This is a genomic window from Paraburkholderia sp. GAS448 (assembly GCF_050435685.1).
Classification (GTDB): domain Bacteria; phylum Pseudomonadota; class Gammaproteobacteria; order Burkholderiales; family Burkholderiaceae; genus Paraburkholderia.
Window position 1 is genome coordinate 451240 of the sequence record NZ_JBNDKT010000002.1, and the last position, 12822, is coordinate 464061.

Below are 12822 nucleotides of genomic sequence, written 5' to 3' on the forward strand. Positions count from 1 at the left end.
CTCGCCGTAGCGCGGGTCTCAACAGATGAACGCCTCAGCATTCGACGATATTGACCGCCAGCCCACCGCGCGACGTTTCCTTGTATTTGGTCTTCATGTCGGCGCCGGTTTCGCGCATCGTCTTGATGACGGAGTCGAGCGACACGTAGTGGCTGCCGTCGCCGCGCAGCGCCATCCGTGCAGCGTTGACCGCTTTCACGGAAGCCATCGCATTGCGTTCGATGCATGGAATCTGCACCATCCCGCCGACCGGATCGCAGGTCAGGCCGAGATTGTGTTCCATGCCGATTTCGGCGGCGTTCTCGACCTGCAACGGCGTGCCGCCCATCACGGCGGCGAGCGCGCCCGCCGCCATCGAGCACGCGACGCCCACCTCACCCTGGCATCCCACTTCGGCGCCGGAGATCGACGCGTTTAGCTTGTACAGAATGCCGATCGCGGCGGCGGTCATCAGAAAATCGATCACGCCCTGCTCGTTCGAACCGGGCATGAAGCGCGTGTAGTAATGCAGCACCGCTGGAATGATGCCTGCGGCGCCATTGGTCGGCGCAGTGACGACGCGGCCGCCGGCAGCGTTTTCCTCATTGACCGCGATCGCGTACAGATTGATCCAGTCGACCATCGAAAGGGGATCGCGTAACGCCAGTTCCGGATTGCCCGAGAGCGAGCGATAAAGCTGTGGCGCGCGCCGTTTCACCTTAAACGGGCCCGGCAGCGTGCCGTCCGCATCCGGATTGCCGATACCGCAGCCACGGGCGACACACGACTGCATCACGTCCCAGATCTTCATCAGACCTGTGCGCGTTTCCTCTTCGGTATGCCAGACGCGCTCGTTTTCCCACATCAGCTGCGCGATCGACTTGCCGGTCGATGCGCACATCGCGAGCATTTCATCGCCGGTGCGAAACGGGTGCGGCAGCCGCTCGACGGCGCTCAGCACCTTCGTATTCGGCGCGCCTGCGGTCACGACAAAGCCGCCGCCCACCGACAGATACGTCGCTTCGCGCAGCGTTGCGCCCTGTGCGTCGAACGCGTGGAGCTTCATGCCGTTCGGATGCTCGGCGAGCGCCTGACGATAGAACGCGATGTGTTGCTTTTGCACGAACGGAATATCGTGCTTGCCGAGCAGCGCGAGCGTGCCCGTCGTGCGAACCGCTTCGAGTCGTTGCGCGATCGTGTCCGGATTGACCGTATCGGGCGCGTCGCCGAGCAGGCCGAGCATGACACCGCGATCCGTGCCGTGGCCTTTGCCGGTCGCGCCGAGCGAGCCATACAGCTCGCATTTCACCGACGCGGTGGCGTTCAGCAGCCCGTCGCGTTCGAGCCCCTGGGCGAACATCAAGGCCGCACGCATCGGACCAACGGTATGCGAACTGGACGGACCGATGCCGATTTTGAAGAGATCGAACACGCTGACTGCCATTACTGCTCCTGCATATAGAAAGATCGGTTTAGCGCGCCGCTAGCGGCAGGCACACGGCGAGCCACGCGGGCGGCGTCGGTGCCAGTTGCAGCGCGACCGGTGTGAAGCGCCCGTCGAGACGCGCAGCGAGGTGAAACAGCTCCGTTGCGTTCTTCGGATCCCACTGACCCGAATAACCGGGCAAGCCCGCTTCGCGACGTTTCGCATCGAACGGCACATCCGAATGCACAAATTCTTCATGCGTCTTCGTACCCATCGCGTACGGCGTCAGCCAGTCCAGCGCCGCGGCCAGCGTTGCGCCATTTGGCGCTTTTTCGTTCAGCCAGTTGCGGTTGTGGCGGCGCGCGGCAAGCGCGGCTGTCACGAGCGGCTGGAGATCGTAAGTCACGTAATGCAGCGCATCACGCTCGGCGAAATCGATAGTCGAGCCGTCAGGCGCGATGTTGTCGCCGATGTGCTCCACGAAGAGTCGCTGCGCCGCATTGATCATCTTGCGGTTGTCGAGGGTGAATGCCGCCATCGCAATGAGTTTGACCCGATGACTCTGCCAGTTGTTTCGGAACGTGCCTTTCAGCGGTCGAGGTTGCGCGTCGATCTGTGCGATGTAGCCATTTGCGAATTTCGTCAGGAACGCCATCGTTGCGTTGCGGGTTTTCACGGGCAACGCGCTGGCGGTCATGTCGTAGGCGAGGATGAGGCCTTCGAAACGTGTTTCGTCGATCGGATTGAAGTTCGGCTGATAGGTCGTCACCCATGCGTACAGCAGGCGGTCGACCAGTTTCAGGAAGCGGTCGTCGCTGGTTGCGCGCCACGCGAGCGCGGCGTCGCGAAGCAGATCGAGATCCTTTTCCGCTTCGACGCTCTGGTCGTAGATCCCTTCGTGCGGCAACGTGCCTTCGGTATGCAGCTTTTCGACCGCCTTCGACTGGTCGTTCAGATGGGACAGCACGTTGGCGACCAGCGCCTTCACGCCGGGATCGGCGTTGGTGCGTTCACTGGTTTGCAGTGCGGGTGCTGCACAGAAATTCATCGCTGCGCGCGCTTGCTGCAGCGGCAGCATGAGCGAGCCGCAGGCCACGAGCAGGGTTGCCAGCGATGCGCTGGCTGACCGTCGTGAGCGCGTCCCCGCTGCGTTTATCCGGCGTTGCATCAATCGCACCTTTCGCGCCATGCGAAACTCCTTCGTTAGGCTCATTTGGTGTGTGATGTTAGCCGTTCCGGGGCGCGAACGACAGAATTGCCCGTTGGCCGCGTGCAGCCTAATGACAGCACGCGGCTTAAGACAGCGACGTCGAGCTTACGCGTAATCCGCCACCGGCACGCACGAGCAGAACAGGTTGCGGTCGCCGTAGACGTTGTCGGCACGGCCAACCGGCGGCCAGTACTTCTTCGCGACCAGCGACGGCAACGGATACGCTGCGGTTTCACGCGCATAAGCATGCTTCCAGTCGTCGGCCACGACGACCGCCGCGGTGTGCGGCGCATGCTTGAGCGGATTGTCCTCACGATCGGCGCGACCTTCCTCGACCGCGCGGATTTCGTCGCGGATCGCAATCATCGCTTCGATGAAGCGGTCGAGTTCTTCCTTCGATTCCGACTCGGTCGGCTCGACCATCAGCGTGCCCGGCACCGGGAAGCTCATGGTCGGCGCGTGGAAGCCGTAATCCATCAGCCGCTTGGCGACGTCGTCGACGCTGATGCCGCTCGTTTCCTTGATCGGACGCAGATCGAGAATGCATTCGTGCGCGACGAGTCCGCCCGGGCCCGAATACAGCACCGGATAGTGCGACGCGAGCTTCTTCGCGACGTAGTTCGCGTTGAGGATCGCGGTTTCGGTTGCTGCGGTGAGGTTCCTCGCGCCCATCATCGCGATGTACATCCACGAGATCGGCAGGATCGACGCCGAGCCGTAAGGCGCGGCCGAAACGGCGCCGATTCCGTTCGCATCGCGCTCATAGCCCGACGACGTCTGGTTCGGCAGGAACTTCGCCAGATGCGCGCCGACCGCGACCGGACCGACGCCCGGTCCGCCGCCGCCGTGCGGAATGCAGAAAGTCTTGTGCAGGTTCAGGTGCGACACGTCGCCACCAAACTGGCCAGGCGCCGTGAGACCGACCATCGCGTTCATGTTCGCGCCGTCGACATAAACCTGGCCGCCGTGCGCATGCACGATCTCGCAGATTTCGCGGACGTTCTGCTCGAACACGCCGTGCGTCGACGGATACGTGATCATGATCGCTGCGAGCTTGTCAGCGTGCTGCGCGGCCTTGGCCTTCAGGTCTTCGATGTCGACGTTGCCTTGCGCGTCGCAGGCAACCACGACGACCTGCATGCCGGCCATCTGCGCTGAAGCCGGGTTGGTGCCGTGCGCCGAAGCCGGAATCAGACAGACGTTGCGATGACCTTCACCGCGCGAAGCGTGATACGCGTGGATGATCAGCAGGCCGGCGTATTCGCCTTGCGAGCCGGCGTTCGGTTGCAGCGAGACAGCGGCGTAACCGGTGGCGGCGACCAGCATCTGCTCGAGCTGATCGATCATTTCGCGGTAGCCGACGGTTTGTTCTGCCGGCGCGAACGGGTGAATCTGACCGAATTCCGGCCACGTGACCGGCAGCATTTCCGACGTCGCGTTCAGCTTCATCGTGCACGAGCCGAGCGGGATCATCGAGCGGTCGAGCGCGAGGTCCTTGTCCGACAGGCTGCGCAGATAGCGCAGCATTTCCGTTTCCGAATGGTGACGGTTGAATACGTGATGCGTCAGATACGCGCTCGTGCGTTCGAGCGAAGCCGGCACCGACGAAGCGTTCGACGCGCTCAGTGCGGCGTCGAGTGCATCGACTTGCGGGACGTCGCTGGCAAACGCCGCCTGCGCGAACACGGCCAGCAGATCGGCGAGATCGCTGCGCTTCGTGGTTTCATCGATCGAGATACCGACGCGCGCGTCGCTCACCTGACGCAGGTTGATGCGCCTCGCCGCTGCGGCGTCGAGCAATGCCTGAGTGCGTGCGCCGGTTTCGAACGTGAGCGTGTCGAAGAAGGTGTCGTTGACGAGCCTGTAACCGAGCTGCTTCGCACCTTCGGCGAGCAGGGCAGCGATGCGGTTCACGCGCAGCGCGATCGTCTTGAGGCCGTGCGGGCCGTGGTAGACCGCGTACATGCTCGCCATGATCGCGAGCAGCGCCTGTGCCGTACACACATTCGAGGTCGCCTTTTCGCGGCGGATGTGCTGTTCGCGCGTCTGCAGCGCGAGACGCAGCGCCGGATTGCCTTGCGCATCGACAGTCACGCCGACGAGACGGCCCGGCATCTGACGCTTGAACTCGTCGCGCACGGCGAGATAGGCCGCGTGCGGGCCGCCGAAACCGACCGGCACGCCGAAGCGCTGCGTATTGCCGACGGCAACATCCGCGCCCCATTCGCCCGGCGGCGTGAGCACGGTGAGCGCGAGCAGGTCGGCGGCGACGACCACGTGGCCACCCGCCGCGTGAATCGCGTCAGCCAGCGCGCGGTAGTCGCGCACATCGCCGTTCACGCCCGGATATTGCAGCAGCACGCCGAATGCATTCGCGCTCGCGGCGTCGGCGGCCGGGCCGACCTTCACCTCGATACCGACCGGCTTCGCACGCGTCTGCACGACTTCGATGGTTTGCGGCAGCACGTCGTCGGCGACGTAGAACACGTTCCACTTCGGCTTGCCGACGCGTTGCAGCAGCGTCATCGCTTCGGCGGCGGCGGTGGCCTCGTCGAGCAGCGAGGCGTTGGAAATCGACAGGCCGGTCAGGTCGATGATCATCTGCTGGAAGTTCAGCAGCGCTTCCAGACGGCCTTGCGAGATTTCCGGCTGGTACGGCGTGTACGCGGTGTACCACGCCGGATTTTCGAGCACGTTACGCAGGATGACCGTCGGCGTGTGCGCGTTGTAGTAGCCCTGTCCGATGTAGGAGCGGAACACCTGGTTCTTGTCCGCCAGATCGCGCAGCGCGGCCAGCGCTTCGGCTTCGCTCTTCGGCTGGGCGAAGGGGCCGAGCGGCAGCGGTTCGCTGCGGCGGATCGTCTTCGGAATGACCGCGTCGATCAGCGCGGCGCGCGATGCGAAGCCGAGCGCTTCGAGCATCGCCTGCTGATCGGCGGAATCCGGGCCGATGTGCCGTTCGGCGAAGGCGTCGTGCACTTCGAGCGCGGCGAGCGAGAGAGGGGTGCGGTTCATCAGACGATCCGGGTGTTCGAGCTTCATGGGTGTTCCTGGTGGTGCGGCCGTCCCGTGTGCTGGACCGGCCAGCCGGGTGGACGCCGCACCTGACGGTTAAAGAATTACGCGCCGATGGACTTCGAGTAGGCGTCGGCGTCGATCAGACGGTCGGTGGCAGCGCCCGCGGCCGGCTTGATCTTGAAGAGCCAGCTTTCGTACGGCGCGCCGTTGACGGAGTCCGGCGTGTCGGCGAGCGACGTGTTCGCCTCGACGATCTCGCCTGCGACCGGTGCGTAGATGTCCGAGGCGGCTTTCACCGACTCGATCACCGCGACGGCGTCGCCGGCGGCGACCGTCTTGCCGGCTTCCGGCAGTTCGAGGAAAACGATGTCGCCGAGCGCTTCCTGCGCGTGGTCGGTGATGCCGACCGTCAGCGTGCCGTCCGCTTCAGTGCGGACCCATTCGTGCGATTCGGTGTATTTCAGATCGGCCGGGATGCTCATCGGATGCTCCTGTTGCGTATTGTTCGTGTTGCTGGAAGAGGGAGACGCGCGCGCCGGTCCGGCTCAGGCGACGAGCACTTTGCCGTTGCGCACGAATGGCAGTTTTACCACGCTTGCGGGCAGGGCCTTGTCGCGGATCTGCACATGGACGACGTCGCCCGGCTGCACGCCCTTCGGCACGCGCGCGAAGGCGATCGATTCCTGCATGGTCGGCGAGAACGTGCCGCTCGTGATTTCGCCGTCGCCGTGCGGCGTGACGACCTTCTGATGGGCGCGCAGCACGCCGCCTGCCTTGCCGTTTTCCTTCTGCAGGATCAGGCCGACGAACGAGGCTTGCGAGCCTTGCGCTTCCAGCTTCGGGCGGCCGACGAAGGCGCGCGGGTTCACCAGGTCGACCGTCCACGCGAGGCCGGCGTCGAGCGGCGAGACGTTGTCGTCCATGTCCTGGCCGTATAGATTCATGCCTGCTTCGAGGCGCAGCGTGTCGCGCGCGCCGAGGCCCGCCGGGCGCACACCGGTGGCGGCAAGCGCGTTCCACAGCGCTTCGACGTGGGTGGCCGGAACGATGATTTCGAAGCCGTCTTCGCCGGTGTAACCGGTGCGGGCGACGGTCAGCTCGCCAAAGGCAGTATCGGCGACGCGTGCTGCATTGAAGGGTTTCAGCGATTCGGTGGCTGCGCGCGCGTCCGGCACGGTTTGCCAGACTTTTTCGCGGGCGTTCGGACCTTGTACGGCGACGATCGCGAAGTCGCGGCGCGGCGCAATCGTCAGACCGTAGCCGCCTTCGGCATTGAGCTGGTTGAACCAGGCGATGTCCTTCTCCGCCGTGCCTGCGTTGACGACGACGCGGAAGTGGTCTTCGCCGAAGTAGTACACGATCAGATCGTCGATCACGCCGCCGTTCGGGTTCAACAGACACGAATAGAGCGCGCGGCCCGGCGTCTGCAGTTTGGCGACGTTGTTCGCGAGCGCGAATTCGAAAAAGGCACGCACCCGCTCGCCCGTGAAGTCGACGACGCACATGTGCGACACGTCGAACATGCCCGCATCGGTACGCACCGCGCGGTGTTCGTCGATCTGCGAGCCGTAGTTGACGGGCATGTCCCAGCCGCCGAAATCGACCATGCGTGCGTTCAGCGCGCGATGGGTGGCGTGGAGCGGGGTGTGTTTGAGTTCGGTCATGGGGCCTCGGGCGTCTCGCGAAACAAAAAAGGCCATGCGGCGAACATCCTCGCGGCCTTGTGCCTGCGAGCGATTCGATGCATGCCCCCTCTGTCCTCGATACCTGAGAGATTGCGCTGCCGTGAGCCAGTCACGACGAACGCGCGCCCCTTCGGTGGGCAGCCTGCCGGTCGTATTGCGACGGGCTACTGCCGCTCTCCAGAGTGCGAAAAACCGGTGTCTGCCATTGCGTTGCAGACGGATTCTTCGACGCGGTCGGTCCTTTTGCCTGAGAGTTTGCGGGTGTGCCCCTTCGGCGGCGCTGGCTGCGTGTGAACAACAGACGGCGCGCTCTCCCGACGCGTGCGGCGAATGTACGCGAGGCCCCGGGGCTTGTCAAATTGCGACACGCGGCGCGTGTGGGCGGTGCGTGAGCCGGCGGTTGCGTCAAAAATCGCGCGCCGGTAGCGGGAACGAAAAAGGGCGCGAGGAGTGCCTCGCGCCCTTCCTTAAGCTGCCATGCAGCAATCAGGCATTTTTAGCCGATTGCGTGGGCGGCGGAATCGAGTTCCTGATTCAGGACGCGCTGTTCGTCGCCGGAAAGGCCGCCGCCGTGTTGCGCCGCCATGTCGTGGGCTTCCTGGCGGATCACGTCGAGGCGGTGATGGAATGCGCCGCCTTGGGGCGGCGGATAGTAACCCTGATTCACGCGCATGTCGACGCGGTGGCTCAGATTATCGATGCGTTCGTTGACTTGATCGAAGCGCTGCACCGCCATTTCGTGTCCATTAGGGCGCGGCTGGGCGGTCTGCTGCGGAGTGACCACGCACGCAGCCAGTGAGCAAACCAGCGCGCAGCAGGCGAGTGCGCGAAGCAAACGAGGCATTCCATTCTCCCTTTGATTGAGTTGATACGGTCTAGAACGCCGGGCTCGCATCGTTCGATGACGGCCCGGTCGCGCTTGTTTGTAACGATTTATTCCTTTCGGGATCGTCAGATGGTGCTTAGACGATGCTCACGTGACACGCGCCGGGTGCATCACCCAGCGCGGCTGAACGGCAGCCGACGACCTTCTTCGGCACTCTGGTTGGCCAGCTCGATGATCGTCATGACGTCGACCGCGTCCCCGGCGCTGACCGGGAACGGCACGCCGTCGTGGATTGCCGCCGCGAGCGAGCGGTAGAAATCGGCGTACGCGCCGTCGCGCGTCGGCAGCGGGCGTTCGACTTCCTGATCGCCGTCGAGCAGGCGCAGCACGCCCGGTTCGTTGCCGGCGCCGAACTCGACATGGCCCGGCCGCAGCCCCGCCTTCAGCTGGTCTTCCTGGGTGTCGAGGCCGTGCTTCACATAGCTGCCGCGCGTGCCGTGAATCGCGAAACGCGGCGGCGCGATGGCTACCAGGGCGCTCGCATGCAGCACCACTTCGTGCTCCGCATAGCCGAGTTGCAGATGAACGTAGTCCGGCGCGCTGCCTTCGTCGCGATGGATTTTCACGGTCGCGTTCACCGTCTGCGGCACGCCGAAGAGCGTCAGCGCCTGGTCGATCAGGTGCGGGCCGAGATCGAACAGAAGGCCGCCGCCGCGCGTCGCGTCCTCGCGCCAGCGCTGCCGGACATACGGGCGGAAGCGGTCGAAATGCGACTCGTAATGCGTGATCCGGCCAAGCTCGCCGCTTGCGACGAGATCGCGCACGGTCAGGAAGTCGCCATCCCAGCGCCGGTTGTGGAAGGGGGCGAACACGAGATTTTTCTGACGTGCGAGGTCGGCGAGGGTGCGGGCTTCGGCCGCCGTCAACGTGACGGGCTTGTCGACCACCACATGTTTGCCTGCTTCGAGCACGCGCTTCGCGAGGTCGAAATGCGTGTCGTTGGGCGTCGCAATGACAACGCATTCGATGTCGGTGAGCGCGAGCAGTGCGTCGAGGTCCGGCACGATCGCCGCCTGGGGATAATCGGCACGGGCCTTGTCCGGCTGGCCCGTTGCGATCGCCGCGACGCTCGCGCGGCCGCAATTGTCGATGACGGGCGCGTGGAACGTCGCGCCGGCGAATCCGTAGCCCATCAGACCGGTTTTCAGCGATGAAGTCATGCAAGCTCTTCCTGCAATAAACGGCACGCGGCGGGGGCGGCGCGCAACGTCCTAATTGTGGCACGGGCGCGCCTTTGACACCGGGTCATCCGTGTTAACATCGCGGGTCTCGCGCTGGTGGTCGATCCCGAATGCGCGCCGCACTTGATGTTGCCGCGCACCGGCCACACTGCCGCGCCGCCTGTCCCTGGGCCGTCCGTTGCCGACGCGCCCCTCAACCGCAATACCATCCACTGACGATGTCCGCAGGCCTGAACTCCGCCCAAAGCGAAGCGGTGCGCTATCTTGATGGTCCGTGTCTCGTGCTCGCCGGCGCGGGTAGCGGCAAGACGCGCGTCATTACGCAAAAGATCGCGCACCTCATCGAAGCCAAAGGTTTCGAACCGCGCCATATCGCCGCCGTCACCTTCACGAACAAGGCTGCCGCGGAAATGCGCGAGCGCGTCGGCAAGCTGCTCGAAGGCAAGGTGCTGACGACGCCCGGCAAGGAAGGCCGCAAGGTGCCCGTCAACCAGCTGACCGTGTGCACGTTTCACTCGCTCGGCGTGCAGATCCTGCGCCAGGAGGCGGAGCACGTCGGCCTCAAGCCGCAGTTCTCGATCATGGATTCCGACGACTGCTTCGGCATGATCCAGGAGCAGGTCGGCTCGACGGACAAGGGTTTCATCCGCAAGATCCAGTCGATCATTTCGCTGTGGAAGAACGGCCTGATCATGCCGGAAGAGGCGATTGCGATTGCGGCCAACGAGGACGAGCATCAGGCCGCGATCGTCTACCGCAACTACGTCGCGACGCTGCACGCCTACCAGGCCGTCGATTTCGACGACCTGATCCGGCTGCCTGCCGAACTCTTCGCGAACAACGAGCAGGTGCGCGACCGCTGGCAGAACAAGCTGCGCTATCTGCTGATCGACGAGTATCAGGACACGAACGCGTGCCAGTACGAGTTGCTCAAGCAGCTCGCCGGCCCGCGCGCCGCGTTCACGGCGGTGGGCGACGACGATCAGGCCATCTACGGCTGGCGCGGCGCGACACTCGAAAACCTCGCGCAGCTCGGCAAGGATTTCCCGAAGTTGCACGTGATCAAGCTTGAACAGAACTATCGTTCGACGGTGCGTATCCTGACCGCCGCGAACAATGTGATCGCGAACAATCCGAAGCTCTTCGAGAAGAAGCTGTGGTCCGAGCACGGCATGGGCGATACGATCACCGTCACGCCCTGCAACGACGAAGAGCACGAAGCCGAATCGGTGGTGTTCAGGCTGTCGGCGCACAAGTTCGAGCGGCGCGCGCAGTTTCGCGATTACGCCATTCTGTATCGCGGGAATTTTCAGGCGCGCATCTTCGAACAGGTGCTGCGGCGCGAACGGATTCCGTATGTGCTGTCGGGCGGCCAGTCGTTTTTCGACAAGGCTGAAATCAAGGACATCTGCGCGTATCTGCGCCTGATCGCCAATGCCGATGACGATCCCGCGTTCATCCGCGCGATCACGACGCCGCGTCGCGGGGTGGGCAACACGACGCTCGAGGCGCTGGGTTCGTTTGCGGGGCAGGCGAAGGTGTCACTGTTTGAAGCGGTGTTCATGGGCGGCATCGAGGCGCGGCTGTCGGCGCGTCAGGTCGAACCGCTGCGGACCTTCTGCGATTTCATGCAGCGTCTCACCGATCGCGCCGAAAAGGACGCCGCGACCACCGTGCTCGACGACCTGATGGACGCAATCCACTACGAGGCGTACCTGTACGACGCTTTCGACGAACGCCAGGCGCAGTCGAAGTGGCAGAACGTGCTCGAGTTTCTCGAATGGCTGAAGCGCAAGGGCACGAAGCCCGAGCCTGCGGCTGGCAGCGAAGCCACCGGTTACGACAACGCCGACGGCCTGGCCGACACCGGCAAGAACCTGCTGGGCCTGATCCAGACGGTCGCGCTGATGTCGATGCTCGAAGGCAAGGACGAGGACCCGGATGCAGTGCGTCTGTCGACCGTGCATGCGTCGAAGGGCCTCGAATATCCGCACGTGTTTCTGGTGGGTGTCGAGGAAGGGATCATGCCGCATCGCGGCGGCTCGGACGACGCGCCGATCGACGACGGCCGCATCGAGGAAGAGCGCCGGCTGATGTACGTCGCGATCACGCGGGCGCAGCGCAGCCTGCATCTGAACTGGTGCAAGAAGCGAAAGCGCGCGCGGGAGACCGTGGTGTGCGAGCCGTCGCGCTTCATTCCCGAAATGGGCCTCGATGACGCACCGCCGCCGACGCCGGAAGAAGCGCCGATGTCGCCGAAAGACCGGCTCGCGAGCCTGAAGGCGCTGTTGCAGAAGCCGTGAGCGTCGTCCGTGCAGGCACAAAAAATCCCTGCGGCGCTTGCGGCGCGCGCAGGGATTTTCGATTTTCGCTTCGGCCCGGCGGCTCTTTTCCTGACCGAAGCCCCGCCGGTTATTTCACCGCGCTGACCATGTAGTCGACGGCGGCCTTCACGTCGGCGTCCGACGCGGTCGAGCCACCCTTCGGCGGCATGGCGCCCTTGCCGTGCAACGCGTAGTTGTAGACGGTGTCCATCGGATCCTTCAGACGCGGCGCCCACGCTTCCTTGTCGCCGAACTTCGGTGCGTTGAGCACGCCAGCGGCGTGGCACGCCTGGCAAACCTGCGTGTACAACGCCTTGCCGGCCTGCGATGCGTCCGCGCTTTGCGTCGCGCCCGCGGCGGGAGCGGCAGCCTGCGGAATGCTGGCCATGGCGGCCATCGCGGCGGCCGCCTGCGCTGCGCCCGTGTCGGACGCCCCGGCTGCGGCGGCGGGCGCTGCACCGGAAGCCGCCGCGGCGCCCGAAGCGCCGGCAGCCGGCACAGGCGGATCGGCGAAGTTCGCCCCCGCGTTGTTCGCCATATAGGCGACGGCGCGGCCGATTTCGTAATCGCTAAAGTCGTCGGGGCTTGTGCCGCCGCGCGCGGGCATCGCACCCTTGCCGGTGAGCGCGGTGTGCCAGAGCGTGTCGAAACCCTGTGCGATGCGTGGCGCCCAGTCGGCGGTATTGGTGAATTTCGGCGCGCCGGCGGTGCCCGCGGCGTGGCACGCCGAGCAGACGGCCTTGTAGACTTCCTCGCCGGTCCTGTAGACGCGGGGTGCGTTGGCGTCGCGAATCTCGACCTGGGCGAGCGGCGCGATACGCTGGGCGACGACGGTATCGTTGAGGCTGTCAGTACCGGCGCCAGTGCGGGTCGAATTGTCGACGTAGTAGGCGAGCATGACGATGATGATGATCGGTACAGCGAACCCGGCAATGACGGCAGCGATGAGCTGTGCGGGTGTTTTGATCGGATTTCCGTGGGGTGCTTCGCTCATGCTTGTCTCGTCTCCGGGGATATTGTGAGCGGTACAGCGTGACGGCAACGACCTGTTCTATTAATGCGAGAACGATTATAGACGCAACGTTTCGGCGGCGGCGAGCGGCGGGGAAGCTC

Annotated in this window: 9 protein-coding genes and 2 riboswitches; of the genes, 1 reads left to right on the forward strand and 8 read right to left on the reverse strand. The window is 64.5% G+C overall.

Annotated elements, in window-relative coordinates; genetic code table 11:
• Nucleotides 1-34: 34 nt before the first annotated feature.
• The 7 genes from P3T23_RS05630 to P3T23_RS05660 all read right to left on the reverse strand — a co-directional run bounded on the left by P3T23_RS05630 (nucleotide 35) and on the right by P3T23_RS05660 (nucleotide 9364).
• Nucleotides 35-1423 carry an L-serine ammonia-lyase gene (locus tag P3T23_RS05630; protein WP_429315188.1) on the reverse strand — a complete coding sequence of 463 codons (1389 nt, stop codon included), beginning with the start codon at nucleotides 1421-1423 and terminating at the stop codon, nucleotides 35-37.
• 28 nt (nucleotides 1424-1451) lie between these two features.
• Nucleotides 1452-2594 carry an alginate lyase family protein gene (locus P3T23_RS05635; RefSeq protein WP_429315189.1) on the reverse strand — a complete coding sequence of 381 codons (1143 nt, stop codon included), beginning with the start codon at nucleotides 2592-2594 and terminating at the stop codon, nucleotides 1452-1454.
• Nucleotides 2595-2720: 126 nt separating this feature from the next.
• Nucleotides 2721-5657 (reverse strand): aminomethyl-transferring glycine dehydrogenase, encoded by a 2937-nt coding sequence (gcvP, locus tag P3T23_RS05640; RefSeq protein WP_429315190.1) that lies wholly within the window; start codon nucleotides 5655-5657, stop codon nucleotides 2721-2723.
• 77 nt (nucleotides 5658-5734) lie between these two features.
• A complete protein-coding gene (gcvH, locus tag P3T23_RS05645; protein WP_133661361.1) occupies nucleotides 5735-6115 on the reverse strand; it encodes a glycine cleavage system protein GcvH in 381 nt (126 codons plus the stop codon).
• 63 nt (nucleotides 6116-6178) lie between these two features.
• Nucleotides 6179-7297 carry a glycine cleavage system aminomethyltransferase GcvT gene (gcvT, locus tag P3T23_RS05650; protein ID WP_429315191.1) on the reverse strand — a complete coding sequence of 373 codons (1119 nt, stop codon included), beginning with the start codon at nucleotides 7295-7297 and terminating at the stop codon, nucleotides 6179-6181.
• A gap of 80 nt (nucleotides 7298-7377) precedes the next feature.
• Nucleotides 7378-7509: riboswitch (glycine riboswitch) on the reverse strand.
• A 34-nt stretch (nucleotides 7510-7543) separates the two neighbouring features.
• Nucleotides 7544-7645, reverse strand: a riboswitch (glycine riboswitch).
• Nucleotides 7646-7814: 169 nt separating this feature from the next.
• The gene (locus P3T23_RS05655; protein WP_429315192.1) at nucleotides 7815-8162 is read right to left on the reverse strand and encodes a hypothetical protein; all 348 of its coding nucleotides are present in this window, start codon (nucleotides 8160-8162) and stop codon (nucleotides 7815-7817) included.
• Nucleotides 8163-8314: 152 nt separating this feature from the next.
• Nucleotides 8315-9364 (reverse strand): oxidoreductase, encoded by a 1050-nt coding sequence (locus tag P3T23_RS05660; protein WP_429315193.1) that lies wholly within the window; start codon nucleotides 9362-9364, stop codon nucleotides 8315-8317.
• Nucleotides 9365-9603: 239 nt separating this feature from the next.
• Here P3T23_RS05660 and P3T23_RS05665 point away from each other — a divergent pair, with 239 nt between their 5' ends.
• On the forward strand, nucleotides 9604-11688 hold the full coding sequence (locus P3T23_RS05665) for a UvrD-helicase domain-containing protein (RefSeq protein ID WP_429315194.1): 2085 nt from the start codon (nucleotides 9604-9606) through the stop codon (nucleotides 11686-11688).
• Nucleotides 11689-11797: 109 nt separating this feature from the next.
• Here P3T23_RS05665 and P3T23_RS05670 read toward each other — a convergent pair whose 3' ends face one another.
• Complete coding sequence (locus tag P3T23_RS05670) at nucleotides 11798-12703, reverse strand: c-type cytochrome (protein WP_429315195.1); 906 nt, start codon at nucleotides 12701-12703, stop codon at nucleotides 11798-11800.
• Nucleotides 12704-12822: the final 119 nt, after the last annotated feature.

Bases quoted from the DNA above. Each gene is read 5' to 3' on its own strand.
- P3T23_RS05630 (WP_429315188.1), bottom strand. From the start codon at position 1,423: ATGGCAGTCAGCGTGTTCGATCTCTTCAAAATCGGCATCGGTCCGTCC.
- P3T23_RS05635 (WP_429315189.1), bottom strand. From the start codon at position 2,594: ATGGCGCGAAAGGTGCGATTGATGCAACGCCGGATAAACGCAGCGGGG.
- gcvP (WP_429315190.1), bottom strand. From the start codon at position 5,657: ATGAAGCTCGAACACCCGGATCGTCTGATGAACCGCACCCCTCTCTCG.
- gcvH (WP_133661361.1), bottom strand. From the start codon at position 6,115: ATGAGCATCCCGGCCGATCTGAAATACACCGAATCGCACGAATGGGTC.
- gcvT (WP_429315191.1), bottom strand. From the start codon at position 7,297: ATGACCGAACTCAAACACACCCCGCTCCACGCCACCCATCGCGCGCTG.
- P3T23_RS05655 (WP_429315192.1), bottom strand. From the start codon at position 8,162: ATGCCTCGTTTGCTTCGCGCACTCGCCTGCTGCGCGCTGGTTTGCTCA.
- P3T23_RS05660 (WP_429315193.1), bottom strand. From the start codon at position 9,364: ATGACTTCATCGCTGAAAACCGGTCTGATGGGCTACGGATTCGCCGGC.
- P3T23_RS05665 (WP_429315194.1), top strand. From the start codon at position 9,604: ATGTCCGCAGGCCTGAACTCCGCCCAAAGCGAAGCGGTGCGCTATCTT.
- P3T23_RS05670 (WP_429315195.1), bottom strand. From the start codon at position 12,703: ATGAGCGAAGCACCCCACGGAAATCCGATCAAAACACCCGCACAGCTC.